The 26,457-nt window shown below is 36.0% G+C and carries 21 protein-coding genes and 3 tRNA genes; 20 read left to right on the top strand and 4 right to left on the bottom strand.

Going from position 1 to position 26,457, the window contains the following annotated elements:
• Window positions 1-51 precede the first annotated feature (51 nt).
• The gene (locus AC07UM_RS20415) at window positions 52-489 is read left to right on the top strand and encodes an RNA-binding S4 domain-containing protein (protein ID WP_494684411.1); all 438 of its coding nucleotides are present in this window, start codon (window positions 52-54) and stop codon (window positions 487-489) included.
• An 18-nt stretch (window positions 490-507) separates the two neighbouring features.
• Here AC07UM_RS20415 and AC07UM_RS20410 read toward each other — a convergent pair whose 3' ends face one another.
• Entirely contained in the window at window positions 508-1,023 is a 516-nt protein-coding gene (locus tag AC07UM_RS20410) for a shikimate kinase (protein ID WP_103232181.1), read from the bottom strand.
• A 115-nt stretch (window positions 1,024-1,138) separates the two neighbouring features.
• Here AC07UM_RS20410 and AC07UM_RS20405 point away from each other — a divergent pair.
• The 4 genes from AC07UM_RS20405 (at window position 1,139) to AC07UM_RS20390 (ending at window position 1,913) form a co-directional block, all read left to right on the top strand.
• Window positions 1,139-1,211, top strand: a tRNA-Lys gene (locus AC07UM_RS20405).
• A gap of 36 nt (window positions 1,212-1,247) precedes the next feature.
• Window positions 1,248-1,330 (top strand) — tRNA-Leu (locus AC07UM_RS20400).
• 55 nt (window positions 1,331-1,385) lie between these two features.
• Window positions 1,386-1,458: transfer RNA gene (locus AC07UM_RS20395), tRNA-Lys, on the top strand.
• Window positions 1,459-1,574: 116 nt separating this feature from the next.
• Window positions 1,575-1,913 (top strand): hypothetical protein, encoded by a 339-nt coding sequence (locus AC07UM_RS20390; protein ID WP_494684410.1) that lies wholly within the window; start codon window positions 1,575-1,577, stop codon window positions 1,911-1,913.
• A 41-nt stretch (window positions 1,914-1,954) separates the two neighbouring features.
• Here the strand turns inward: AC07UM_RS20390 and panC are convergent, their stop codons facing one another.
• Window positions 1,955-2,803, bottom strand: coding sequence for a pantoate--beta-alanine ligase (panC, locus tag AC07UM_RS20385; protein ID WP_494684409.1), 849 nt, complete (start codon window positions 2,801-2,803; stop codon window positions 1,955-1,957).
• 171 nt (window positions 2,804-2,974) lie between these two features.
• Here panC and AC07UM_RS20380 point away from each other — a divergent pair, with 171 nt between their 5' ends.
• From AC07UM_RS20380 to AC07UM_RS20340, 9 genes are all read left to right on the top strand, one after another.
• Window positions 2,975-3,745, top strand: coding sequence for a glycogen/starch synthase (locus tag AC07UM_RS20380; protein WP_124530764.1), 771 nt, complete (start codon window positions 2,975-2,977; stop codon window positions 3,743-3,745).
• A 13-nt stretch (window positions 3,746-3,758) separates the two neighbouring features.
• Window positions 3,759-5,396, top strand: coding sequence for a DUF4270 family protein (locus AC07UM_RS20375; protein WP_494684408.1), 1,638 nt, complete (start codon window positions 3,759-3,761; stop codon window positions 5,394-5,396).
• Between the two features lie 31 nt (window positions 5,397-5,427).
• Entirely contained in the window at window positions 5,428-7,281 is a 1,854-nt protein-coding gene (gene glmS, locus AC07UM_RS20370; protein WP_494684407.1) for a glutamine--fructose-6-phosphate transaminase (isomerizing), read from the top strand.
• 108 nt (window positions 7,282-7,389) lie between these two features.
• On the top strand, window positions 7,390-8,814 hold the full coding sequence (porK, locus tag AC07UM_RS20365) for a T9SS ring complex lipoprotein PorK/GldK (RefSeq protein WP_236851389.1): 1,425 nt from the start codon (window positions 7,390-7,392) through the stop codon (window positions 8,812-8,814).
• A gap of 53 nt (window positions 8,815-8,867) precedes the next feature.
• Window positions 8,868-9,566 (top strand): type IX secretion system motor protein PorL/GldL, encoded by a 699-nt coding sequence (porL, locus tag AC07UM_RS20360; protein ID WP_103232175.1) that lies wholly within the window; start codon window positions 8,868-8,870, stop codon window positions 9,564-9,566.
• Window positions 9,567-9,619: 53 nt separating this feature from the next.
• Entirely contained in the window at window positions 9,620-11,209 is a 1,590-nt protein-coding gene (gene porM / locus AC07UM_RS20355) for a type IX secretion system motor protein PorM/GldM (protein ID WP_494684406.1), read from the top strand.
• 22 nt (window positions 11,210-11,231) lie between these two features.
• Window positions 11,232-12,170: a type IX secretion system ring subunit PorN/GldN gene (porN, locus tag AC07UM_RS20350; protein ID WP_494684405.1), complete on the top strand. Its 939-nt coding sequence runs from the start codon at window positions 11,232-11,234 to the stop codon at window positions 12,168-12,170.
• A 141-nt stretch (window positions 12,171-12,311) separates the two neighbouring features.
• Entirely contained in the window at window positions 12,312-13,346 is a 1,035-nt protein-coding gene (locus AC07UM_RS20345; protein WP_494684404.1) for an NAD(P)/FAD-dependent oxidoreductase, read from the top strand.
• Between the two features lie 34 nt (window positions 13,347-13,380).
• Window positions 13,381-13,638, top strand: a complete 258-nt coding sequence (locus AC07UM_RS20340) for a SemiSWEET transporter (RefSeq protein WP_494684403.1) — start codon at window positions 13,381-13,383, stop codon at window positions 13,636-13,638.
• A 71-nt stretch (window positions 13,639-13,709) separates the two neighbouring features.
• On the opposite strand, the gene AC07UM_RS20335 is transcribed toward AC07UM_RS20340, so the two are convergent.
• Together AC07UM_RS20335 and AC07UM_RS20330 are read right to left on the bottom strand one after the other, a co-directional pair.
• Window positions 13,710-14,144 carry an META domain-containing protein gene (locus AC07UM_RS20335; protein WP_494684402.1) on the bottom strand — a complete coding sequence of 145 codons (435 nt, stop codon included), beginning with the start codon at window positions 14,142-14,144 and terminating at the stop codon, window positions 13,710-13,712.
• A gap of 36 nt (window positions 14,145-14,180) precedes the next feature.
• Window positions 14,181-14,573: a multicopper oxidase domain-containing protein gene (locus tag AC07UM_RS20330; RefSeq protein ID WP_494684401.1), complete on the bottom strand. Its 393-nt coding sequence runs from the start codon at window positions 14,571-14,573 to the stop codon at window positions 14,181-14,183.
• 656 nt (window positions 14,574-15,229) lie between these two features.
• On the opposite strand from AC07UM_RS20330, the gene AC07UM_RS20325 reads away from it, so the two are divergent.
• The 6 genes from AC07UM_RS20325 to AC07UM_RS20300 all read left to right on the top strand — a co-directional run bounded on the left by AC07UM_RS20325 (window position 15,230) and on the right by AC07UM_RS20300 (window position 26,453).
• The gene (locus AC07UM_RS20325) at window positions 15,230-15,616 is read left to right on the top strand and encodes a hypothetical protein (RefSeq protein ID WP_103232168.1); all 387 of its coding nucleotides are present in this window, start codon (window positions 15,230-15,232) and stop codon (window positions 15,614-15,616) included.
• A 148-nt stretch (window positions 15,617-15,764) separates the two neighbouring features.
• On the top strand, window positions 15,765-16,847 hold the full coding sequence (locus tag AC07UM_RS20320; protein ID WP_124530942.1) for an efflux RND transporter periplasmic adaptor subunit: 1,083 nt from the start codon (window positions 15,765-15,767) through the stop codon (window positions 16,845-16,847).
• Between the two features lie 21 nt (window positions 16,848-16,868).
• Window positions 16,869-20,060, top strand: a complete 3,192-nt coding sequence (locus AC07UM_RS20315; RefSeq protein WP_494684400.1) for an efflux RND transporter permease subunit — start codon at window positions 16,869-16,871, stop codon at window positions 20,058-20,060.
• Window positions 20,032-21,489, top strand: coding sequence for a TolC family protein (locus AC07UM_RS20310; protein WP_494684399.1), 1,458 nt, complete (start codon window positions 20,032-20,034; stop codon window positions 21,487-21,489). The genes AC07UM_RS20315 and AC07UM_RS20310 overlap by 29 nt, the downstream gene beginning before the upstream one ends.
• Before the next feature lie 492 nt (window positions 21,490-21,981).
• On the top strand, window positions 21,982-23,610 hold the full coding sequence (locus tag AC07UM_RS20305; RefSeq protein ID WP_494684398.1) for a T9SS type A sorting domain-containing protein: 1,629 nt from the start codon (window positions 21,982-21,984) through the stop codon (window positions 23,608-23,610).
• A gap of 5 nt (window positions 23,611-23,615) precedes the next feature.
• On the top strand, window positions 23,616-26,453 hold the full coding sequence (locus tag AC07UM_RS20300) for a hypothetical protein (RefSeq protein ID WP_494684397.1): 2,838 nt from the start codon (window positions 23,616-23,618) through the stop codon (window positions 26,451-26,453).
• Window positions 26,454-26,457: the final 4 nt, after the last annotated feature.

Genomic DNA, 26,457 nt, shown 5'->3' with positions numbered 1-26,457 from the left:
AAAAACTTTAATTACTTTACAAATAATATAACGGCAAAAGTATAAAAAATTATGAGAATAGATAAATTTTTATGGAGCATTCGTTTTTATAAGACGAGAAATATTGCAGCAGAGGAGATTAAAAAGAATAGAATTTCTATAGGAACGTCTGCCGTAAAGTCATCTAAGGAGGTAAAAGAAGGAGATACTATTAAAATCCGTAAGAATCAAATTGACTATAAAATAAAGGTCATTCAGATACCTAAAAGTAGAATAGGAGCCAAATTAGTCCCGCTTCATATCCAGGATGTGACCGATAAGGAACAGTACGAACTGTTGAAAATTCGTAAAATGTCACAAGACTATTACAGAAACAAAGGAGAGGGAAGACCTACCAAAAAAGATAGAAGAGAAATGGACGACTATGTAGGAAATGATATTGCTTCTGATTTTACAGATTGGGATGATTTCTTTGGAGAGACCAATAATGAGGACGAAAAGGAAGATTAAAATAAAAATAGAAAAGCTCTAGAGATAGAGCTTTTCTACTATTTCGTTAACAATATCTTCAGGTTCCCTGGAATCTGTTCCTATGCTAAACTGAGCTTTACTGTAGAATTGATTTCTTTCAAATAAGTGCTTAGCGATGAATTCCGGGAGGTCTTCATCAGATATATTAGCAATTAGCGGTCTTTTTTCCTTCTGTTTTGAAAGTCTTTCAACCAATGTACCTACAGAAGTTCTCAGAAAAATACTTTTAGAATTATGATTGATGATCTCCATGTTGTTATAATAAACAGGAGTTCCCCCACCTAGACTTAAAACTAAATTTTCTTCTGAAGCTAATATCTCTTCCAGGGCCTCTCTTTCCAGCTTTCTAAAGTAAATTTCGCCTTTCTTTTCAAATATTTCAGGAATGGTTAATTTATTTCTTCTGGAAATCTCTTTATCGAGATCAATGAGTTTAAAATTGATTTTTTCGCTTAATATTTTGGAAATGTGAGATTTGCCACTTCCCATGTATCCGATCAATGAAATTACCATGAATTTTTTTTAAACAAATTTGCGAAAAAGTTTTGAGATAAAGAAAAAAGTCATATCTTTGCACCACTTAAAACAAGGGACATTACTCTAATGAAAACTTGTTAAATAGGTGACCGACTCGGTAGCTCAGCTGGTAGAGCAATACACTTTTAATGTATGGGTCCTGGGTTCGAATCCCAGCCGGGTCACTAGCAATAAAAATTACTAAATTTTGTAATTTTATTGCCTGCGTGGTGAAATTGGTAGACACGCCATCTTGAGGGGGTGGTTTCCTAAGGATGTGCTGGTTCGAGTCCAGTCGCAGGCACTGCAAAGAAAAATTTATAATTAATATTGAAATTTATTTCATTTTAATTGTGGCCGACTCGGTAGCTCAGCTGGTAGAGCAATACACTTTTAATGTATGGGTCCTGGGTTCGAATCCCAGCCGGGTCACAAGTTTACTGAAAAGTAAATTTTTTTCATATTAATATTTTGTGATTTGGTGTTTCAAAGGCTTCCCTCAGGAGGCCTTTGATTTTTGTTTATATCTACAGTAATAAATAATAAAAATGAGTGATATAAGTATCGTTGATGAAACAACAGTGTGGATCATCATTGCTTTATTGTTGTCTGCTGGAATTTCTTTTTTTATTTTTGTGTACCATGTTATTCTGGCTTATATAAAATTCAATAGAAAAAAGATAAGATGTAGGGATACCAGGTCATATGGCTATATTTTAGGAGCAGGGATTGTTATGAGCTTTGAACTTTTCTGTCTCTTATTTCTTGAAATGTGGGGTGATGGGGATGATGGTATTGCTGTAGGAATGTTTTCAGTAATATTATTTTTATCCCCTGTGATTATCTGGTTAATTGGCTTTTATTATAATAAATCAAAAAAACTCTGATGGCTGCCATCAGAGTTTTTGTTTTATAAAAATATATTGCATCAATCCAGATGCATATTGTCAATTAATCTTACTCCGTCCACAACCACTACGATAAACGCTCTGAAATTTCTGTCCTTGTAGAAGAAATCTGTTTCCTGTAGTGTTTTTTCATCTGCTATGAGAAAATATTCCAGTTTCATTCCCTGCTGGTTGTCAAAAATATCAGCAACTCTTTCTTTGATTTCCGGTATGGTAACGGTTCTGAACCAGTCGTTTACTTTTTTTAACGTCTCATAAATTATTTTAGAAGCTTCTTTTCGATCTTCATGAAGCCTTTGGTTTCTTGAGCTTAGCGCCAATCCGTTTTCTGCTCTGTAAATGGGAACTCCCGTTATTTTAACAGGAATGTGCTTTTTGTCTACCATTTTTTTTATGATAGCGAGCTGCTGGAAATCCTTTTCTCCAAAATAAGCATTATCGGGCTTTATTTGTCTGAAAAGTTCCTCTACGACAGTTCCAACTCCGTCAAAATGTCCTGGTCTTGATTTTCCCTCCATTTCATTTTCCAATCCATCAAAATCATAACGCTGGCTTTCAGCTTTTTCAGGGTAAATATCTGTTACTTCAGGGATATAAACAGCATCCACAAGACCCGAATTCTGAAGAATCAGAATGTCTCTGTTGATATCTCTTGGATACTTTTCAAGATCTTCAGGATTGTTGAACTGGGTTGGATTTACAAAAACTGAAGAAATAACAAGGTCATTTTCCTTTCTTGCCTCTTCATACAGAGAAAGATGGCCTTTATGTAAAGCGCCCATAGTAGGAGCAAAGCCAATTCTTTTTCCCATTTCTTTCTGTCTTTCAATGAAATCCTGAAGGACTTTCCTGTTTTTTATAACTTCCATAGTTTATTTTAATGCTATTTCAAAAATAGTAAAAATATCGCATAATAATATGCAGTTTTAATAATTTGGAAATGGGAATTTTCGTAAAAAAATGTTAATTAAAATAATGTTGGATGTTTTTTTGTAATTTTGCACATTAAAGCATTTTTACAAAAATTAGATAGAAAGTTTATGCCGAATCAAAAAATACTGTACATTACTACAGAGATGTATCCATATCAAGAAGACACGAATATGGCTGCAGTGGTAAACAAAATGGCACTTAAGATGCACCAAGAAGGCAATGATGTAAGAGTTTTTATGCCAAGATTTGGACAAATAAGTGAGAGAAAGTTCCAGCTTCATGAAGTAATCCGCCTTTCAGGGATGAATATCATTATCAATGACCTGGATCAGCCTCTAATCATTAAAGTAGCGTCTCTTCCGGGGGAAAGACTTCAGGTTTACTTTATTGACAATGAAGAATACTTCAAAAGAAAACAATATTATTTCGACGATGAAGGAAACCCTTTCGAAGATAATGACGAAAGAGCTATTTTCTTTGCGAGAGGGGTTATTGAAACCATTAAGAAGCTAAACTGGGTGCCAGATGTTATTCATTTGAACGGATGGATGTCTTCTTTTGTTCCAATTTATCTTAAAACTTACTACGAATCAGATACTTATTTCAAAGACGCAAAAATTGTACTTTCTCTTTACAATGAGAAAGATGCTGACCTGGATAAAAAGATCGACGAAAAACTAAAGTTCGATAATATTTCAGGATTAAAAGCGTTAGATAACCCAACGATTAAAAGCTTTGTTATCGAAAGTATGAACTATGTAGATGCCGTTGTGAAAGGTGACGAGTTTCTGGATGAAGACCTGGATAAGGCTTTCAACGAAACAACTATCCAAAAGTCGGAATATCTGGATATAGATTCTATAAATCAACTTTATTAAAAACACATTTTTAATGACTCATAATCTTAAAAAGACATTCGCCGTACTTTTACTGGCGATTTTCGGAAGTACAATCCTTTATAACTGCGAACCTGATCCGGATTCTCTTGGAGAACAGTTATTCAATAATGATGCAGCACAAGGGAATGAAATTTCATATGACGTTGTTGCATATAACTACAATAATAATGATTCCATCAGAAGTGATGCTGCCAGATTGATCAATGGATTAAATGAAAGTGGTGGTGCCCTTACAGTGGGGGTACTTGGTGCTTTTACAGAAGGCAACTTCGGAATGCAGAGAGCTTCTTACATTACTCAGCTAAGAATGCCAGTAGATAATTTTGATTTTAACGGTGCCAATCCAAAGGTAGATTCTGTTGTTTTGGTAGTAAGACCTCCGGCAAATACGATTGCCAATACTTATTTCTTTGAAAGTGATTCATTAAAAACCAATACATTCGAGAAAAGTGATTTCCCGGTAGACGGAGTGGCTACAGCGGTTTCGATCGAGAAGAAAACGTATCCTGTTCGTAAATACGGTAAAATAGGAGGGGCTTCAAAATCAATGAAAATCAATGTACATGAAGTGACTACGTTCTTAGACTCAAACAACGATATTTTTAAACGTTCCAATGTAGGGGTAAGTACTGGTGAACTTTTAGGTTCAGGAGTATTTAACGGAAATGTAAGCTCTGTATCTATTACCAAAAAATCTGATAATTCTGTTGTATTTACAGGAAATCTTGGATTCAGAATGAAACTGAGCAATACAGACTTTTTCCAGACTCATATTCTTGATAAAAAAGGAAAACCTGAACTTCAGGATGCTTCTAACTTTATCAGATATTTTAAAGGAATAAGAATTTCTGTGGATGAAACTGATAAATATCTTTACCAGTTCTCTCCTAACGACTTGCAGCTTATCATGTATTATAAATATGATAAAACAGATAACGGAACAACTACAAGACCGCAAACCACACTTGCTTTCAATGTAGGAGGCCTTAATGCTCATATTGGACAATATGAATACAACAGAGGTGGAACCCCTTCAGCAAACGCATTGGCATCAATTAATACTGATATCGGGGATGCGAAACTTTACGTTCAGGGAATGGGAGGTCCTTCTGCAGTAGTGAAAATTCCTGATGCTACCATTGCAGCTCTTAGAGACATCTATAACAAAGACAAAGCAGGTATTCTAAGTGCTAAGATCAGAGTATATTTAGATCCGGCAAGCTGGAAAAATACCAATTCAACAGAAGACCGCAGATTTGCTGTGAATCCAATGAAGGCTGACGGTACTGTTGATTTCTCAAAACTAGCCTTTACATCAGATTTGTTAGCGGGGCTTGGTTTATATAATTATAATCAAAGTAAAGGGTATTACGATTTTGTAGTAACAAAAACAATCAAGGATCTTGTTGAAGGAAAGAAAGAAACAGTTGATGGAGTTGAACAGTTGATAACCAATAAACCACTTTGGATCAATGCTGGAACATTTGCTGCAAATTCCACAGGAAATCTTTTAGGAGTTCGTAATACGACAAGAGCATTTGATATGAATAGAATTATTCTTACAGGTTCATCAGATAAAACGAATGCGAACAGAGTCCAGCTGAAAGTGACTTACGCTACAAAAAAATAGAATACAATAAAAAAACACTAGACAAAATAATATGTGCGGAATAGTAGGATATACAGGTTTTCAAGACGCTTACGAAATTGTAATCAATGGTCTTAGAAGATTGGAATATAGAGGGTATGACAGTGCCGGGATTGTTTTAGAAGGTCCAGATCATAAACTGGAGGTTGAAAAAACAAAAGGTAAGGTTGAGGATTTGGTGAATATTTCGAAAGAATTAAAAGGGAAGTACAAAATTGGAATGGGACACACCCGTTGGGCTACCCATGGAGTTCCAAGTGACAGAAACTCCCACCCGCATTTGTCAAACAACGGAAAAATAGCAATTGTACATAATGGTATTATCGAAAACTATGATACCATCAAAACCATGCTTACTGACAAAGGATTTACCTTCAAGTCTGAAACAGATACTGAAGTGTTGGTAAACCTTATTCAATATTTTATGGATCTTAATCCAGAAATAGATTTCCCGACTGCTGTAAGATATGCGTTGAATGAAGTATATGGAGCATATGCAATTACTGTACTTCATGAAGATTATCCTGGGATATTGGTAGTAGGAAGATTAGGATCTCCTCTTGCCATAGGAATCGGAGATAAAGAATATTTTATTGCATCTGATGCTTCACCTTTCGTAGAATTTACAAAAGAAGCCATTTATCTTGAAGAAGGACATATGGCAACGATTTCTCTTGAAAATGGAGTAGATATCAGAACCATCAATGATAACTCTAAAATTGAGCCGGAAATTCAGGAGCTTAAAATGAGCCTTGAACAAATTGAAAAAGGTGGATATGAGCATTTTATGCTTAAAGAGATCTTTGAACAGCCTAAATCTGTACATGATACAATGAGAGGGAGACTTCTTGTTGATGAAGGAGTAATCAAAATGGCTGGGATCTGGGATCACCTTGAGAGATTCAAAAACGCTAACAGAATTATCATCATTGCTTGTGGAACTTCATGGCATGCCGGTCTTATCGGAGAATACCTTATTGAAGAATATGCAAGAATTCCTGTTGAAGTAGAATATGCATCAGAATTCAGATACAGAAACCCTATCATTACAGATAAAGATGTGGTGATTGCCATTTCTCAGTCTGGAGAAACAGCTGATACAATGGCTGCTTTGAAGCTGGCAAAAGAAAAAGGTGCATTTATATATGGGATATGTAATGTTGTAGATTCTTCCATTGCAAGAATTACAGATGCAGGTTCATATACACACGCTGGGCCTGAAATTGGAGTTGCTTCTACAAAAGCATTTACAGCACAGCTTACTATTCTTACTTTAATAGCATTTAAATTAGGAAAACACAACGGAAACTTAGGAAATGCTGAATTTATGAGCTTAATTGCTGAGCTTGATGCTCTTCCTAAGAAAATTGAAGAAGTGTTGAATACGACCCATGAGCTGACTCAGAATATTGCAAAAGATTTTGTGAAAGCGACCAACTTCCTTTATTTAGGAAGAGGATACAATTATCCTGCTGCCTTAGAGGGAGCATTAAAACTAAAAGAAATTTCTTACATCCATGCAGAAGGATACCCGGCTGCAGAAATGAAGCACGGTCCGATTGCCCTGATCGATGAAAACATGCCAATTGTAATTATAGCACCTAAAAAAGGTCACTATGATAAAATTGTAAGTAATGTTCAGGAAATTAAAGCGAGAAAAGGAAAAATTATCGCTGTAGTGAATAAAGGAGACCGTCAGGTGAGTGCAATGGCAGATTATGTTATTGAAATCCCTGAAACTTCAGAATGTTTCTCACCTATTGTTGCTTCCGTACCTCTGCAACTGCTTGCTTATTACATTGCAGTATATAGAGGAGCCAACGTAGACCAACCGAGAAACCTTGCAAAATCTGTAACCGTGGAGTAAAAAGTTGTTGTAAATAAAATAAATTTAGATTTCTTCCGTTATTTCAAAAAAAATCTTAAAAGTTTCTTAAAAAAATTATATATTTACGGCTTAATTATAAAAATTAACATGAAAAGGATATTTCTTTTATTATTGTCTGCGTCGGTAGCATCGGTATCTTGTTCAGGTGGTGGCAGCTCTTCTGTAGGGAAGCCAGGAACAAAAGGAGAATTGATACCAAGAGAAAAAACTAAATCATTTGTTGCGGAAAGACCATACGGAATGGTCGCAATTCCTGCAGGTTCATTTGTTGCTGGTTTAGCAGACCAGGATCCAACAAATACTCCTGAAAAGTCAGCATTGAAGACTGTTACTGTTTCTTCTTTCTTCATGGATGAAGCAGAAACTACCAACTCGGAGTACAGAGTATTTATCAATTATGTAAGAGACTCTATTGCGAGAACTTTACTAGCTGAAGCTGCCGGAGAAGGTGGTGATGAAGGCGGACGTAAAGGAGCGAGCATTGGAGACTATGCATATCTTGCTAAAAAAGAAGAAAACTTAACACCTTATCAAGAATATATGGAAGGCCAGGGTGGCCGAGAAGACGGAAGCTATGATGCCAGCAAAAGATTAGATTGGAAAATTCCTTTGCATTGGAGCACAACAAAATATCCGGATGTAGAATACGCAGAAGTGTTAGAATCTCTGTATCTACCTTCTTCTTCCAGAATTGGAAACGAAAGAATTTTAGATGTAAGCAAGCTTAAATATACTTACCGTTGGGGAGATATGGACGCTGCAGTTGCTGATAACGAAAGAGGAGCTAATTATCTGAAAAGCGAAAGTATCGCGATCTATCCTGATACTACCGTTTGGGTAAAAGATTTCCACTTTGCTTACAATGAGCCTTTGTTTGAACAGTATTTCTGGCACAAAGCTTACAAAGACTATCCTGTAGTTGGAGTAACCTGGGATCAGGCAAGAGCTTATTGTAACTTCAGATCTAAATTGAAATCTGATTACAACGAAAGTTTAAAAAGAAAAAAACAAAAACCATTAATGTTCCGTCTTCCAACAGAAACAGAATGGGAATATGCTGCAAGAGGTGGAATGCAAAATGCTACTTACCCTTGGGGTGGTCCATATTTAATGGATGACAGAGGTTGTTACCTTGCTAACTTCAAACCGAAGAGAGGTAACTACATGGAAGACGAGAAAAAAGGTACTTATACATATACAGCTCCAGTTAAGAAATTTAAGAAAAATGGGTTTGGGTTATTTGATATGGCTGGAAACGTTTCTGAATGGACATTATCTTCATTTAACAACTCTTCAGGTGGATTCTCTTCTACATTAAATCCTTCTACTAAGGATAAAAAAGATACGAAGAAATCTGTAAGAGGTGGATCTTGGAAAGATATAGGATATGCCCTAATGACAGGTGCTAGAGATTGGGAAAGAAAAGATTCCGCAAGAAGCTATATCGGATTCAGAACTGTACAGGATATTCCTGAAGCAGCTGTTAAGCCAAGAAGAGTTAACAGAAATTAATCAGACAATTTTTCAATAACAATTTTATTTAACATTAAAAAAACTAACTCAATATGTTTAAGACTAAAGATGCTTGGATGAATTTCTTTTATTCATTCGGTGCTGCAATTGTAATTCTTGGAGCTTGGCTTAAAATTACTCACATTACCTTGGGGCCTATTAATGGTAATATCGCTCTTACGGTAGGACTTATTACTGAGGCTATTATCTTTATTATTTTCGCATTTGACCCTCCAAAATCTGAAGAGTCTTATGCCTGGGAAAATGTTTATCCTGAGTTATTAGATAAACATGCTAACCCAAATCCTTTACATTCTAATGTTTCTTCTAGAAATAATAATGCTGCAGCTCAATTTGCTGAATTAGAAAACTCTCTTTCTACTAAATTGGACAAAATGCTTGAAGATGCTAGATTAGATGTTCAATTATTTGAAAGATTAAGAACAGGAATTGATAAATTTTCAAACTCTGTAGATCAGATCAACCAAACTGTTGATGTTTCTGCTTCTACTCATAAATATAATGACCAATTAAATAAAGCAGCTCAGCATATGGAAAGTATGAACGCTCTTTATACAATGCAATTGGAAAGCGGTAAAAAACAATCTGAGTTTGCTAACAAATATGTAGCAGACATGCAGAAATCTGCAGAGCAGTCTGAGAAATTCAATCAAGAACTACAAGGTTTAACTTCTAATCTTAATAATTTAAATAGAGTTTATGGTGGTATGCTAACTGCTATGAAGTCTTAATTCCTAAACCATTTCTAAATTTAACTACTTAATCAAAAAACAAAGAAAAGAGAATGGCACAAGGAAAACAGACCCCTCGTCAGAAGATGATCAACCTGATGTATTTGGTGTTCATCGCGATGATGGCCCTAAATATTGATGCAGAAATCATCAGATCATACTATGACTCTACCAGAGCATTGAATGAAACCAGAACTTTAACAGAAAAAAAGAACGAAAAGATATTTGAAAGAACGCTGGAAGCTAAAGCTCAGCAGGTTCCTGATACTTACGCACAGCCTTGGTCTCAGTATAAAGTACTGAAATCTAAGATTGATGTATTGGTAAAATCTTCTCAGGATATCAAAGATCTGTTGAAAAAACAATCTGAATTTCATGAAAAAGATGCTCAAGGAAAAGATATTGATGTAAGTGAGAATTTTGCTGCACTTAACAATAACGAAGCAACTACTGAATATTTCTTTAAAGAAGGAGATGAAAATTCACCTTCAAAGAATGCATTAGATTTAAAAGCTAAAATTGATGACGTAAGAAACTACATCAATGCTACTTTTGGGAATAATCCTCAGCTTAAAGATTTAGTTGAAAGAGCTAACAAGTCTCTTATTGCAGAATATCCTAAGGGAACTTCTCCAAACGAAAAGACTTGGTTCCAAAATAAATTTTATCATCAGCCGTTAATTGCTGCAATATCTAATTTGGAGATTATCCAAAATGATGCCAGAAACGTACAGTCTGATGCATTGGCACTATTACTTCAGGAAAAAGTAGATGCGAATATTAAATTCTCAAGCTATGAGCCTATCGTTTCAGGTCCGGTAGATATCCAGGCAGGAAAACAGGCAGAAGTAAAAGTAATGCTAGGGACGTATTCTAACAGTAATAAGATCAGCATCTCTGGAGTAAGCAGAGTAGAAAACGGTAAAGGTATTACCCAAATTTCAGGTTCTGGAATTGGTGAACATAAATTAGGAGGTACTATTACATTAACAGATGCTTCAGGTAAGCCGCAAAGTTTCCCATGGACGCATACTTATAATGTAATCGCAGGACCTAGAGAAGTAAAACTTGAAAAAGGATTATTACTTTCTGCAGACAAAATGAATGTAATGTATAGAGGACTTGAGAACCCTGTTTCAGGATCAATCTTAGGAGCTGACAATTCAAGACTTTCATTATCTGCTGCAGGAGCTACTGTGAAAAGTACAGGTACAGGTAAATGGGATGTTACTCCTACTACAGGAAATGTAGTTAAGTTAACATTATCAGGAACTGATCCATATGGTAAGACTGTTTCTCAGGTATTTGAATATAGAATTAAGAATATTCCTAGACCTCAGGGTCAGATCAGAGGTAAAGCAGTAAACTTTATGCCGGCAGGTTCTATACCTAACCAGATTATTTCAGCTACTTTACCAGACTTTGACTTCCCGGTTTCGTTTACTGTAAATAGCTTTATCATTAAGCTTCCAGGAAAAGCAGGTACTCTGATTCAAGGTAGTTCATTATCAGGAGCAGAAGGTATGCTTAGAAATCTTAGACCTGGCGATGTAGTTCAGATCTATGATATTCAGGCAACTGCTACAGGACTTGGAAACCAGAGGCTTAAGGAGATTTCACCTGTAATTATTAATGTACAATAAGGTTAATTTGTAAAATCATATTATGAAAAAATATATTAGCACCCTTTTAGTTTTAGTTTCGGGATTCGCGTTTTCCCAGACTATTCTGAATGCTGCTTCTCCCGAGGAGTTTAGACAAATGAGGTCTGAATCAATGAGAAAAGCAGGGGATACTGTTATCAGCAATAAAGTAAAACCTCTTGAATATGGTTTTGTTGATGACAAAGATATTTACAAGAGTATGTTTGTTTGGGAGATCATTGATATGAATGATAAGATCAACCAGCCATTCTATTATGACAATCCAGATGGACTTCTTTCAAGTTCTACAAGATCCTTATATCAGTTATTGCTTGATGGAGCGCTTAAAGGTGACATCAAAGAAGTTTATGATGATGAAAATTTCGTTACAAGACTTACCCCTGAAGCCATTCAGAAAAGATTGGAAAGTGTAAGACTTGATGAAGAAGCTATCGATATCCTTAACTCTGGAAGAACACTTACAGAGGACGAGAAGAAAAGATTAACAGATATCATCAGAACAACAACTGATAAAGTGAAAGTTCTTAAAGTGATGGGTATGTGGTTTATCGATAAAAGAGACGGTCAGATGAAATACAGACCTCTTGGTATTGCTGCTATGGGCCCAGATCCTACATCTGTTGGAAGAATTGGTCCTGATGGTCAGCCTTTAGCGGGTGCTGATGAATTGATCGACTTATTCTGGATCTATTATCCAAGTGCAAGAGATATTTTAGCAAATAATTATGTTTTCAATAGAAAGAATTCATCTGCTGATCTATCTTTCGATGATGTTATCAATGCAAGAAGATTCTCTTCTATCATTTATAAATCTTCAAGCGGTTTAGGAGATGGTACTATTAAAGACTATATTCCTAAAAATGCTGATGAGCAGCTGGAAGAAAGTGACAGAATCAAGGCACAGATTCTTAACATGGAAAATGATATGTGGAATTACTAGATTTCACTTGATATTTATAGAAAACCTGAGTATTTTTACTCAGGTTTTTTTTTATTATGAAATCGCTCTTTGTTTATTGCTAATCAATAACCAATGATATAGGCGATTGCATATGACCTTTAAATAAATGAAATTTCTCATATGAAAAATGTAGATTATATTGTTGTAGGAGACGGATATGCAGGGCTTTTTCTGGCTCATCAGCTCATTAAAAATAAAAAGTCTTTTGTGATCTTTTCTGAAGGAAGAAAAAGTGCTTCCCAGGTTTCAGCAGGAATTATCAACCCTGTTGTTCTAAAGAAGTTCACAACATTCTGGAAAGCACAGGAACAAATAGATTTTCTTAAGGACAGTCTTAAAGAAATAGAGTCCTATACAGGAGAAAATTATCTGATCAATGCTTCCATTCACAGAATCTTTCATGATGAGAATGAGCAGAACTTATGGTTGAAAAAATCAGGAAATGAAGAATTATCTGCTTTTCTTGACAAAAATTTTAATCGTTTAGAGGTAGTAAAAAACGATTTTCAGACCGGAAAGGTGAATCAATCTGCCAGGCTTAAAGTTAATAGGTTTTTCAGTGGTTTATTTAGTTATTTTGAAAAAAATGATCATTTGGTAAAAGAAAAATTTGATTATACCAGATTGAACCCTGCCGAATCGACCTACAAAGATTTTACGTTTAAAAATATTATTTTCTGCGAAGGTATGGGAGTGAAAGACAATCCATACTTTTCAGAAATAGCAGTCGTTCCCAATAAAGGGCATCATATAAAAGTGAAACTTTCCCAACCGATTCCTGAAAATATAACCATTAAAAAGAAACACTTTTTATTTCCAACTGGAACCGGGCTTTATTTTTACGGTGGAACTTATGACAGAGAGCAGCTTCATCATCATATCGATGAATCAGCGGTTGCACAATTGGTAAAGGGACTTTCTGAATTCTATCCCTACGATTTTGAAGTAGAAGAAGTGCACTTTGGTTTCCGTCCTACGGTAAAAGACAGAAGACCGATTATTGGCAGGCACGAGACACTTAGTAATCTGTATGTTTTTAATGGGCTTGGAGCTCGTGGAATCCTCAATGGATGCTATTTTTCAAGAGATTTATTCCGTTTTATAGAAGAAGATATTCCATTGCATGAAGAAGTGTCATTGAACAGATTTAAATAGTGTACCTTAGTGTACAGTTCCAAAGCGTAAATCTATGAATGAAAATATATTAGGTATCATTGCCGGAGTTCTTACTTCTGTTTCTATGATCCCACAGCTTGTAAAAGTGATCAGAGAAAAGAATGTGGAAGATATTTCTTTACTTATGCTTTTAGTCCTTATTTCAGGACTGTCATTATGGGTATGGTATGGTTTTGAAAAAGATGAACTGCCTATTATTTTATCAAACTCATTTGCCGTTTTGGTGAATATGAGCCTTTTAATCTGTTATATAAAATACAATAAAAAATAGTTAATAAAACAACATAAAAAAAGACGCCTTATAATGAGGCGTCTTTGTATTTTTATTTAAGTGAAATCATATTATTGAAGAACAAATTTGGCTAAAGGAGCCATTCTTGCCTTATTTAAAGTAAGAGTATTTCCGTTTACAGAATAGTTATCTGCTGCAAGGATTGCTTTTGTAAATTGGTTTTCAATATCCAAATCTTCACAAGCCATCATCGTAGACATTCCCTGATTGAATTTAATTCTCATGATATCAGGCTTGATTTCAAAAGTTCCTCCCAATCCGTTACATCCTGCATTCCCTTGATATCTCATTTCTTTCATGTCAAGCTTGAAATATGGATTATTTTTAGGATTCTTTAGTTCAATGGGTTTCCCGTTAAGCTCTGTAAGTTTCCAAGTTTTTCCTGTAATATCAGTAGTTGTTTTTTCTGCATTTTGTGTCTTACAAGAAACAACTAAAAAAGCTGCGAGAATAAGTGCTGATAAATAGTAATATAAACTTTTCATAATGTTTATTTTTTTAGATGAATGCTAATCCTTATGCTAATACGATGCCATTTTAGCAGGACCAGACTCTTTTTTTGCCTGTTTAAGGTGGAACAGAACCATATCTACATTCTTTTTCAGGAACGTTATATTGCCTTTAATATCAGAGTATTGATACTCTTCATTGGAGGCAGTATACTCAGGCAAAGCATCACTTTTTTTGAGATCAAAAGTTTTACCGTTTAAATGTATTGTTGCTGTATTTTTAGTGTTGTTGATAGTGACTTCTATCTTTTCTCCATAGCTGTCAACATACACATCTTTGGAAATGTTGTCTGTATTTTCGGGTGCAGCAGTGGCAATCGTTTCAGCTTCTTTTCCGGGATGCTTACACGCTGTTAGGGAAAGAACGGTCAATCCAAAAAGGATTGGTGTTAATAATTTTTTCATAGTGATAAGTGATTTTAAAGTGTTTCATGAATTGTGGTGTTAATACCTTATAAATTTACAAATATTTTTAATAAATATGTGTTAATTTTTCATAAACTAACAGGAAATATAAATCAAATTGGAATTATCTCACTGTTTTTTGAATCATTTTTTAGGATACGGGAAATAATAATTAGGGTAGAAAAATCAAGGAAATAGAGGCTAATACAGGGTTTTTAAGCGTCTTATTTTCAGTGAGATATTGTAATTTTTTTTCATTTTTCATTTGTTTTTGTGTTAATTTTCGGCAAAAGTAATTCAAAAAAGAGAGACAAACAATAAGTTACTATTAATTATATGAAATCATGATAAAAGTTAGGTTAAGTTATTTTAATTCAATCAAAAAAGGGCTTTACAATAGAGGCTTTTTTGCATTTAAAATGTTCAAAAACGCAACAGATTTAAAATTAAAATTTCCTTAAATCGACAAAAATGGCTTAGTTTTTGAAAACTAAAATTTGCACAGATGAGATGTCAGAATTGTTCAGATTATGCTTGAATAAAGGAAATATTTAATATTTATCAGGTTTTTATATTCAGGTATTTTAAAGGATAGTTAAATTTTGTTAATCCATGATGATAATGTCATAATCTGGGTGTACATTTGCAACTTCAAAATGAGAAACTTTATAGTATACTTTTTAACCGGTCTTTTTCTGCTCTTTGTAGTAGAAAGTAGACTCGACGTTAAAACTCTTCGAAATGACTATAACGGTCATGTTTCTCATCATTTACCCAAAAAAGCTAACCGTTTGAATCAGACTTTTGAAAAACTTTCTGTTCAACAAATGTCCGACAATGTAGATAATTCTACTTTAGAACTTGCCGAGAATGATTTCCAGCTGTCTGATATATGGCAGGCTGTTGTTGTTTTTGCAGGAGTTTTTAGTCTTGTTTATATTTTTGGATTAAAGAGCTACAAACGATTCCAATCAGATATTCACGGTTTTGTCTTTGGCCTTACTGCCAAAAGATTTATTCTTATCCGTTCTATCAGAATTTAAAATTTTATCGATCTATTCATTTTCTGCCTGATTCCAGGTGGATATATTTTGCGTTGTATATGTTGGTAATCATTACATCGTACCCCCTTTTATTACCGTTTTATTTCTATTCAAAACATTAACGATTTATATAAGCTCTAGAATTATGATAAAAAGAGTTGCTTCGGGAATTGCGCTGAGTGCCCTTCTGTTGGCGGTTGGCTGCAATAAGAAAAAAGAAGAAAAAGAAGAAGTTACCATCTTTCCGGTGACATCCCCTGTAGTAATGGATACTGTAATCAACAAAGAATACGTAGCCCAGATTCAATCGGTAAAAAACATTGAAGTGCGGGCTCAGGAAAAAGGTTTCCTGGAGAAAATCTTTGTAGATGAAGGACAATACGTACAGGCAGGACAGACCTTGTTCCGAATTATGCCTAAGCTGTATCAGGCAGAATTATTAAAAGCAAAAGCAGAGGTAGAACAAGCTTCTATCGAACTTAAAAATGCAAGTACACTGGCAGGAAACAATATCGTTTCCAAGAATGAAAAAGCAATGGCAAAAGCCAAACTGGACGCTGCCAATGCAGAAATGAAACTCGCTCAGATCCACCTTTCTTTTACGGATATCAAAGCACCGTTCTCAGGGGTTATCAACAGAATTCCTTTGAAACTGGGAAGTCTTGTAGATGAAGGGGATTTGTTGACTTCGTTATCAGATAACACAAGTATCTATACATATTTCAACGTTTCTGAACCTGAGTATTTAAGTTATCAGACGCACGCTGCAGACAGAGGCAGTAACCAGGTATCTTTGATCACGGCAAACGGAGAAATGTACTCGCAGAAAGGAGAAATTCAAACTATCGAAGGAGAATTTGATAACGAAACAGGAAATATTGCTTTTAGAGCAAAATTCCCAAATCCAGATAAGCTTCTGAGAAATGGAGAAACAGGAAAAATCCAGATGACAATGCCTGTTCATAACGGTTTGATTATCCCACAAAAAGCTACCTATGAAATTCAGGATCAGAAATATGTATTTGTCATTGACAAAAATGGAGTGGCAAAATCCCGAAACATCAAAGTAGCGTATGAACTTCCGGATCTTTATATTGTAGGTTCAGGAATATCAAAAGGAGATCAGATTCTTCTGGAGGGAGTTCAAAAAGTGAAGGATGATCAGAAGGTGAAAACAAAATTCCAGGACCCTAAAAAAGTTCTTCAGTCATTGAAATTAAAAGCAGAGTAGTGGTCTCTAAAATGAAGCAGTATGTTTAAAAAATTCATTCGCAGACCAGTTCTGTCTATTGTAATCTCATTGATTATTGTATTTATGGGAATCCTGTCATTGGTAAAGCTTCCAGTGACTCAGTTCCCATCCATTTCTCCACCTAAAGTAAATATTACCGCAGAATATCCCGGAGCTAACAACGAATTGTTGATTAAATCCGTAGTGATACCTTTGGAAAGAGGATTAAATGGAGTTCCGGGTATGAAATATATGACCTCAGATGCTGGAAATGATGGAGAAGCTTCCATTCAGCTTGTATTTGATCTGGGGACAGACCCTAACGTAGCAGCAGTAAATGTTCAGAACCGTGTATCCTCAGTAGTGAATAAACTTCCGCCTCTTGTGGTGCGTGAAGGGGTAAAGATCACCCGTGAGGAACCCAACATGTTGATGTACATTAACTTGTATAGTGATGATCCTAAAGCTGACCAGAAATTCCTTTTCAACTATGCAGATATCAACGTAATGTCTGAATTGAGAAGAGTAGGAGGTGTTGGTTTCGCCGACATCCTGGGAACCCGTGAATATGCAATGCGTATCTGGCTTAAACCGGATAGATTAACAGCTTATAATATTTCAGCTGATGAAGTAATGGAATCTCTGAATGAGCAAAGTTTGGAAGCATCTCCGGGTAAAACAGGAGAAAGCTCCGGAAAACGTTCTCAGTCATTTGAATACATCTTAAAATATTCGGGTCGTTTTAACAACGAAAAGGATTACGGAAACATCATTTTAAAAGCAAAACCTGATGGAGAATCGGTAAGATTAAAAGATGTAGCCGATATAGAATTCGGAAGTTCCATGTATGATATTTATTCTACATTGAACGGAAAACCTTCCGCAGCGATCACCGTAAAACAATCTTATGGATCCAATGCAAGTGACGTTATCAAAAATGTAAAAGCATTGATGAAGGATCTTGAAAAGAATAACTTCCCTAAAGGAATGCATTACGACATCAGTTATGACGTTTCAAGATTCCTGGATGCTTCTATGGAAAAAGTAATCCATACTTTATTTGAGGCTTTCGTTTTGGTTGCTATCGTGGTATTCCTATTCCTTGGAGACTGGCGTTCAACTTTGATTCCAGCGCTGGCTGTTCCCGTTTCATTGGTAGGAACATTTGCGGTTATGTCAGCCTTTGGCATTACCCTGAATATGATTTCCCTCTTTGCCCTTGTAATGGCGATCGGGGTTGTGGTAGATGACGCGATTGTAGTGATTGAAGCCGTTCACGCCAAGATGGAAGAAAAACATCTTTCTCCATTAAAGGCGACAGAAGAAGCAATGCATGAGATCAGTGGAGCAATTATCGCAATTACGCTGGTAATGGCATCTGTATTCATTCCGATTGCATTTATGTCTGGTCCGGTAGGGGTATTCTACCGTCAGTTCTCTATCACAATGGCTTCATCTATTATCCTGTCAGGGGTTGTGGCACTTACATTGACACCGGCATTATGTGCGTTGATCTTAAGAAATAACCACGGAAAAGCCAAAAAGAAAACTCCGGTTACTATTTTCCTTGATAAATTTAATAACGTATTTACAAAAGGAGCAGGAAGATATGAGAAGATGCTGAATAAAACAGTGACAAAAAAGACAATAACATTGCCGTTATTGTTAGCATTTTGTGCCTGTACATTCTTCCTGAGTAACTCTTTGCCTACAGGATTTATTCCGGCAGAGGATCAGGGGATGATCTATGCGATTATTCAGACTCCACCGGGATCTACATTAGAAAGAACCAATCAGATTGCCAAAGAACTTCTGAGAGAATCTGAAGATATTGACGGTGTACAGTCTGTTTCTTCTCTTGCAGGATATGAGATTTTGACCGAAGGGACAGGATCCAATTCAGGAACGTGTCTGATTAACCTTAAAAGCTGGGAAGAACGTAAAGAATCTGCTGCAGAAATCATTGAAAAGCTGGAAGAAAAAGCCAAAAATATTCCGGGAGCCAATATTGAATTTTTCCAACCGCCTTCCGTTCCGGGATATGGAGCTGCAGGAGGTTTTGAACTTCGTTTGCTGGATAAAGCAGGAAGTGGAGATTATCATAAAATGGAGCAGGTGAGTAATGACTTTGTGAAGGAGCTTAAGAAGCGTCCGGAACTGGGATCTGCATTTACATTCTATTCGGCGAGTTTCCCGCAATATATGCTTAAGATTGATAATGATTTGGCTGAGCAAAAAGGAGTGACCATTGAAAAAGCGATGGATAACTTATCCACATTGATCGGGTCCAACTATGAGACGAGTTTTATCCGTTTCGACAGGCCGTATAAGGTAATTGTTCAGGCAGGACCACAATATCGTGCCTTACCAACAGATCTGCTGAAGCTGTATGTTAAAAATGATAAAGATCAGATGGTTCCTTACTCGGACTTCATGAGACTGGAAAAAGTATATGGATTATCTGAGATTACCAGACACAATATGTATAACTCTGCAGAGGTGAGTGGAACTCCGGCACCTGGATACAGTAGTGGACAGGCAATTAAGGCTATTCAGGAAGTGGCGGATAAAACCCTTCCAAGAGGTTTCGGGATCGACTGGGCGGGTATTTCCAAAGATGAAGTAAGCCGTGGAAATGAAGCGGTATTTATCTTCCTGGTATGTTTAGGATTCGTTTATCTGATCCTTTCTGCACAATATGAAAGTTTCATCCTTCCGCTTCCGGTAATTTTATCCCTTCCGGTAGGTATTTTCGGAGCATTCTTATGTTTAAAACTTTTAGGATTGGAGAATAACATTTATGCACAGGTGGCTATGGTCATGCTCATCGGACTTTTAGGTAAGAATGCCGTGTTGATTGTAGAGTTTGCCGTACAGAAGAAAGCCGAAGAAGGAATTCCTGTAGCAAAAGCCGCTATTGAAGGAGCCGCTATTCGTTTCCGTCCGATTCTAATGACATCATTTGCATTCGTTGCCGGATTGATTCCATTGGTAGTTGCAACAGGACCGGGAGCAATTGGTAACAGAACAATTGGTACTGCAGCAGCAGGAGGGATGTTGATCGGAACTATTTTCGGATTGATGATTATCCCAGGATTGTACTACATCTTCGGAACCATTGCAGACAAATCCAGACTGGCAAAATATGAAGAAGAGAATCCTTTAACAGAACAAACTGAACCTTATGAACATGATGGAAAATTCGAAGACTAAAAATATAATCACAGCCATTGCCTTATCACTTGTTCTTGCAAGTTGTAAGGCGCCGATGGCGACTGTCATAAAAGACGAGGTAAAAGAAAATATTCCTCAGAACTTTAACCAGGAAGAACAGCAGGATGCTAACAACAATAGCGGAACGACTCCCTGGAGACAGTTCTTTACTGACCCCAACCTGGTAACCCTGATTGAAACAGCTTTAAAAAATAATCAGGAACTACTCATCACCCTTCAGGAGATTCAAATTGCCAAAAGTGGTGTTTTAGCTAAAAAGGGTAGACTTACTCCAACTGTTTCCGCAGGAATAGGTGCAGGGCTGAAAAAAGCAGGCCGCTATACGAGCGAAGGAGCCGGTGATGCCACTACGGAAATAGAGCCCGGAAAGGAAATGCCGGATCCGCTGGGGAATTTTGAAGCAGGGTTGAATGCAAGCTGGGAAATTGATATCTGGAAAAAACTCAGAACGGAAAAAGAATCTGCAGTAGCCCATTATCTTTCTACAGTAGAAGGTAAAAACTTTGTGTTGTCTAATCTTATTGAAGAAGTGGCAGACAATTATTACGAATTGTTGGCTCTTGATAACCAATTGGACATCATACAGCAGTATATCAAGCTTCAGCAAAGAGCATTAGAAATCTCTAAAATTCAGAAGGAAGCTGCTGCTGCAACTGAGCTGGCTGTAAAGAAATTTGAAGCAGAATTGGCAAAATCTAAGGCTGCAGAATATACGATCCGCCAGCAAATCACTGAGAAGGAAAACGAAATCAATGCTTTGTTGGGAAGATATCCACAGCCAATCGTGAGAACAAAGGAAAACTTTATGTCTACGATTCCTCCGACAGTATATACCGGAATTCCATCGCAGTTACTGGCAAACCGTCCTGATATCAAGCAGGCAGAGCTGGAGTTAAAGGCTTCAAAGCTGGATGTGGAAGCGGCAAGAAAAGAATTTTATCCTTCTTTGGAAATTTCTGCAACATTAGGGCTGGAGGCTTTCAAACCCTCTTATCTTGTTAAGTTACCGGAATCCATTGCTTATAATCTGGCGGGAGAACTGGCAGGGCCGCTGATTAACAAAAGCGCGATAAAAGCCAATTTCCAGACTGCAGATGCAAAACAGATCCAGGCATTATATGAATACGATAAAACGATTTTGAATGCTTACCTGGATGTTGCCAATCTCATGTCAAAGGTTAAAAACATAGATCAGTATTATCAATTGAAATCACAGGAAACCAAAGCGCTGGATCAATCTATTGATATTGCCAATCAATTGTTCCGTAATTCAAGAGCAGACTATCTTGAAGTTCTTTTGAACCAGAGAGATGCGCTGGATGCTAAAATGGAGCTTATTGAAGCAAAACAGAAACAGCTTAGTACAGTAGTCGATATCTATAAAAGTTTAGGCGGCGGCTGGAAATAAAAATATCATAATTCAATCAATAAACAGTTAATGTTTTAGGGTCAATTCTTTTAGGATTGGCCCTTTTTTTATTTTTAATGCGACACATTCTGTCGTTATGAAGAGATATTTTTGCATTATATCACATTCATATTTGTTTGAATATGTTAAAAAAATGTTAAATTTGCAAAGTTTTATAACCTGGTCAGTGATGGCTAAAAAAGACGATAACTATGAAATTTTTATTTACTTACACCCATTCAGTGTATAATCTCCATCAACTTTTTGAATATTCAAAATCAGTTTAATGTGTACACGATCGTGTCGATTTATTGTACATCATAAATGCAATATTTTTCACATGATCAGCATAGTATTTTGAATAATTTTGAAAATATTTTTTACCATATAAACAGTATTTTATTTTCTTAAATATCTAAATGATTTAAGAAAAGGATTGGTTTTAACCATGATTTTATCATTACAAACAATGTTAACTTAAAAAACACGGGAATGAAAAAATTCTATCTCAGTGCATTCACCTTATGCACGGTTTTGGGCATCTCTGCTCAGGAAGTGGTATGGCAGAAAGACATCAAATCCTCTACTCAGGATTTTCTCAGCCAGGTCACCACAACCATCGATCAGCAGTATCTGATCACCGGAAGCAGCATTCAGGCCAAGAGCCAACAGCAAGCAGCAAGCAGCCAAAAACAGAACAACGGTTACGATTTCCATTTGGTTAAGCTCAACCAGCAAGGAAATGAAGTCTGGGAAAAATATTTCTCCGGAACCAACCATGATTATTTATCAGCCACAGTTACCACACAGGATGGTGGCTTTCTTTTAGCCGGAACCTCCTATTCAGGAAAAGGACTGGATAAAAAAGAGGATTCCAAAGGAGGCTCAGATATCTGGCTGATCAGAATCAATGAATTCGGAGATGAACTATGGCAGAAAACGTTGGGAAGTTCTTCCGATGAAGAAGCCAGAGCTGTGATTCAAACGACCGATTTAGGATTTTTTGTTGCCGGAAATATACAAAATGCTGCAAAAGGTTACGGTTCCAAAGATGTCTTGATTACGAGACTGGATAAGGATGGAAAAGAATTATCCCAACTGATTTTAGGCGGAAAAGGTTTAGACGAAGTGGAGAAGATGATTCCCACAAAAGATGGTGGAGCATTACTCGGAATGTATTCGAGAAGCGGATCCGTTAAAACAACTCATCAGCAATCAACGACCAATAGTAATACTCCGTCTGAAAAACCTGCAACCCGCAACCTGTTATCTGCAACCTCAAAACAAAGCGACAATTTTGGTGAAGGCGACTACTGGATTGTCAAGCTAGACAAAACCGGAAAAGTAGAATGGGAAAAGAACTTTGGTGGGAAAGGAGATGATCATATCAGAACCCTGGCTTTAACATCAAATGGTTTTATCATTGGTGGTGAATCAAGATCAGAAAGATCAGGAAACAAAACCGTAGGCATTGAAGAAGGAACAGATCTTTGGCTTATTTCTTTAAATGAAAGAGGCGATGAACAATGGCAGAAATCCTACAATTTCAAAAACAGAGACATTTTAATGAGTATGAGTGTCCTTCATTCTGCAGATGATAAATCTTCCAAAGGAATTTTGTTGGGAGGCTACACCCAGGCAGAGGGAAGAATACAAACCGATGACGAAACTTTTTGGATGCTGTATCTTGATCAGAATGGCAATGAACAGTGGAGAAAACATGTCAAAGGAGAATCCAGAAAGAAAGAGGAAAGGCTTTCCGATTTAAAACTGAACAGAGATGGTTCAATTGTTTTAGCCGGAACCAGTGCAGAAGAATTGGGCAAAGAGAACTGGAAGATTGTGAAATTGGGAGATAAGCAGGTTGATCAGTTAATCGAAAAATACGATATCAAAATCTATCCAAACCCAGTATCAGATTATGCTTATGTAGAAATCGGTTTTGATTTTAAGGAGGCTGATATTCTGCTATATGATATGAGCGGAAGACAGCTTCAAAGTATAAAAACAAAGAACAGAGTAACTAAGATTAATACTCAGGCTTTGGTTCAGGGAGCATATCTGGTTACCATAAAAACGGATAACAATAAAACGGCGAATGCCAAATTAATTAAGAAATAATACACATGAGAAAACACTTTATTTTTCTTTTGTTGGCATTTTGTATATGCCTGAAAGCACAAAGTCCTACAGAATTCGACAAACCTATACCTACTCTTTCTTATTTATCCACTTATGTGGATACCCCTGTTGATATTTCAACAGGTATTCCCAAAATAGATGTACCTGTTTTTGGTCTTCCCACAAGAAATAAGAATGTCAATATTAATTTGGGAATGTCTTATCATGTCAAAAATTCAGCCCGATTTCAAAAATCTTCAGATGTTGGTTTAGGATGGAGTCTGATGAATATTAATAATGCTATTTCCAAAGTAACCATTGGAGCGATGGATGAAAGAGCTGCTAATAATCCTCAGATGAACATGGATGTATTCCAGTTTGATGATATCTTCTATTTTAATGCATTTGGAATTTCCGGAAAATTTGTTTTCAGAAAAATAGGTAATACTATTACTGTGCATAATTTAGGAACCTCCAAAGAAAAAATAGAATTTACCAATTCGCCCAATAAATTCTATGATATTTTAGATTTTAAAATCACTGATGAATATGGGAATAAGTATATTTTTAACAAAATAGTTAAGGTAGTCGATCATTATTATAATGAGGTTTATACAGGAGCATATTACTTAACAAAAGTACTGGATGCCCAGAATCAGGAAATTATTAACATTGAGTATGCAGAATATCCTTATTCAGAATACCAACTCGCTATGGTTGATTATAAGCCAAAGAAAATTACTTCTAAAGATTATGGAGTGATCAATCTTGAATACGATTATTTTCCAGAGAACAGGTACAAGTCTAATACTACAAATCTGGCTGATAGTTATCTTATAAAAAAAGTAGAATTAAAAGATACGCAAAACAGGATTATACAGCAACTCGATTTGGAATATGGTGGTTTTGCCTATTATAAATATGAGCTGGGTAATACGGTTACTTATAATACGAGAACACTGGACAAAATCATAAAAAAAGATAGTCAGGGGAATGAAACAGAAACCCGTTCATTTGTTTATAACACCACAGGAACCGACAGATATTATGGACCATCTCCTAATTTTGGATTTGATGTATGTCCTACTGACCCTGAGCCCATAAGGGAGTGGATAGATAATCCCAAATATTCTGCTATTGGAAGCCTGTCAAAAATGATCTTGCCTACTAAAGGCTATGTTAAATATAATTTTGAATCCAATCAATTTGAAGTGCCATCTTGGCTGTGGGGAACAGGATATATAAGTGGGAAAGAATCTTATTACTTTAAACCTATTACCTCTTTCGACTTTGATACAAAAATAAATGGCACTTTCACTTTTAATGTAACAACTACCGGGAAACCCCAGGATGACTTTAGAGAACTTGTCTTTTGCTTTCAAGTGTATGGTTATGATCCGAGTCCTTTGCTTGATCCTGAAGCAATTCCTAATATTACTTTTCTTGTAGATGGATTACCATTAATGCAGACTGCTGATGGGTATGGAAGAATATATATGCCTGTAGGCTTGGCGGGATCTCATACTATTACTATTGGAGGAAACACTACTGGTGTTGGACACTTATCAGTTGCAGAAAGAACAGAAGCTGAGCATCCCCAAAGCTATATAAGTAAATATGGGGTAAGAATCAAAAGTATAGAAACTTTTGATTCGGAATCTTCAATAAAAGCTTCTAATTCTAAAACCTATTATTATGAGAAGTTTTCGGATATCAACAGTTCCAGTGGTGTTCCTTCTCCATTTACCGGTTTTAAGAAAAGTTCTGATTTTATAACAATGTATGGAGGGTATGAATTTAATAGAAATATCATCTATAAAAATGTAAAGGAAGTTGACCGTGATGGTGGATATACTAAATATACCTTTATCGGAATAGATGATATAAATCCTTTGATGAATAACAGTCAGTTATATTACATGGAAGATATTAACAATAGCGGATTGTTAAAAAAGAAAGAGATGTTTGATTCAGCTAACCAGCCTGTGGCTTCAGAGAGTCATGAATATAATACTCCGCTTTTACCTGTTCAGCCATTTATTATAGAAGGAAACTTTGGATACTTAACGCTTAACACCATATTTGTAAAGAACCATAAGATAGATAATACCCTCTATTATCCTCAAAACAGATTTGTTACTTCATCAAAAGAAACGCAGGTGAACGAACTTGACTTCAATGTAGATTATACTAAAGAAACTACAGAAAGAGGAGTATATGAAACCTATTATTCTTATCCACAAGCTAAGTTATTGAACAAATTATTGGATAAAAATATCTATAAATATCTATTAGAGAAAAAAGAGACTTTCAATGGAAAAACACTATCTCGTGTAGAAACCAAATATGATGATCCTTCTCATTTATTTCCAAGTTCAGGAGTATCTTATGATCTTCAGAATATTCCATCAACGGATATTACGTATGACAAATATGACTCCCAAGGGAATCTTCAGCAATACACTACAAAAGACGGTATTTCTACAGTGATCATATGGGGCTATAACCAAACCCAGCCTATTGCAAAAATTGTAGGAGCAAAATTAACAGATATCCAACAATTATATATTGATTCAATTGTAAATGCTTCTAATACAGATGCCCTAGCCGTTGCAAATAATGATGAAACGGATTTGTTGACAGCATTTAATAATTTCAGAAATAGTCTGCCCGATTACAAAATTACTACATACAGCTACGATCCGTTCATTGGAGTAAGAAGCATTACTCCGCCATCCGGAATCAGAGAACGTTATGTTTACGATGGGGCAGGCCGACTTGAAAAAGTGGTTAATATGGATGGCAAAGTATTGAAGGAGATGAAATACAACTATAAAAACTAACACC

The sequence above is a fragment of the Chryseobacterium sp. GW821-FHT04C04 genome, assembly GCF_059420365.1.
This window is presented reverse-complemented; position numbering and strand designations above follow the sequence as displayed.

Bases quoted from the DNA above. Each gene is read 5' to 3' on its own strand.
- AC07UM_RS20415 (WP_494684411.1), top strand. From the start codon at position 52: ATGAGAATAGATAAATTTTTATGGAGCATTCGTTTTTATAAGACGAGA.
- AC07UM_RS20410 (WP_103232181.1), bottom strand. From the start codon at position 1,023: ATGGTAATTTCATTGATCGGATACATGGGAAGTGGCAAATCTCACATT.
- AC07UM_RS20390 (WP_494684410.1), top strand. From the start codon at position 1,575: ATGAGTGATATAAGTATCGTTGATGAAACAACAGTGTGGATCATCATT.
- panC (WP_494684409.1), bottom strand. From the start codon at position 2,803: ATGGAAGTTATAAAAAACAGGAAAGTCCTTCAGGATTTCATTGAAAGA.
- AC07UM_RS20380 (WP_124530764.1), top strand. From the start codon at position 2,975: ATGCCGAATCAAAAAATACTGTACATTACTACAGAGATGTATCCATAT.
- AC07UM_RS20375 (WP_494684408.1), top strand. From the start codon at position 3,759: ATGACTCATAATCTTAAAAAGACATTCGCCGTACTTTTACTGGCGATT.
- glmS (WP_494684407.1), top strand. From the start codon at position 5,428: ATGTGCGGAATAGTAGGATATACAGGTTTTCAAGACGCTTACGAAATT.
- porK (WP_236851389.1), top strand. From the start codon at position 7,390: ATGAAAAGGATATTTCTTTTATTATTGTCTGCGTCGGTAGCATCGGTA.
- porL (WP_103232175.1), top strand. From the start codon at position 8,868: ATGTTTAAGACTAAAGATGCTTGGATGAATTTCTTTTATTCATTCGGT.
- porM (WP_494684406.1), top strand. From the start codon at position 9,620: ATGGCACAAGGAAAACAGACCCCTCGTCAGAAGATGATCAACCTGATG.
- porN (WP_494684405.1), top strand. From the start codon at position 11,232: ATGAAAAAATATATTAGCACCCTTTTAGTTTTAGTTTCGGGATTCGCG.
- AC07UM_RS20345 (WP_494684404.1), top strand. From the start codon at position 12,312: ATGAAAAATGTAGATTATATTGTTGTAGGAGACGGATATGCAGGGCTT.
- AC07UM_RS20340 (WP_494684403.1), top strand. From the start codon at position 13,381: ATGAATGAAAATATATTAGGTATCATTGCCGGAGTTCTTACTTCTGTT.
- AC07UM_RS20335 (WP_494684402.1), bottom strand. From the start codon at position 14,144: ATGAAAAGTTTATATTACTATTTATCAGCACTTATTCTCGCAGCTTTT.
- AC07UM_RS20330 (WP_494684401.1), bottom strand. From the start codon at position 14,573: ATGAAAAAATTATTAACACCAATCCTTTTTGGATTGACCGTTCTTTCC.
- AC07UM_RS20325 (WP_103232168.1), top strand. From the start codon at position 15,230: ATGAGAAACTTTATAGTATACTTTTTAACCGGTCTTTTTCTGCTCTTT.
- AC07UM_RS20315 (WP_494684400.1), top strand. From the start codon at position 16,869: ATGTTTAAAAAATTCATTCGCAGACCAGTTCTGTCTATTGTAATCTCA.
- AC07UM_RS20310 (WP_494684399.1), top strand. From the start codon at position 20,032: ATGAACATGATGGAAAATTCGAAGACTAAAAATATAATCACAGCCATT.
- AC07UM_RS20305 (WP_494684398.1), top strand. From the start codon at position 21,982: ATGAAAAAATTCTATCTCAGTGCATTCACCTTATGCACGGTTTTGGGC.
- AC07UM_RS20300 (WP_494684397.1), top strand. From the start codon at position 23,616: ATGAGAAAACACTTTATTTTTCTTTTGTTGGCATTTTGTATATGCCTG.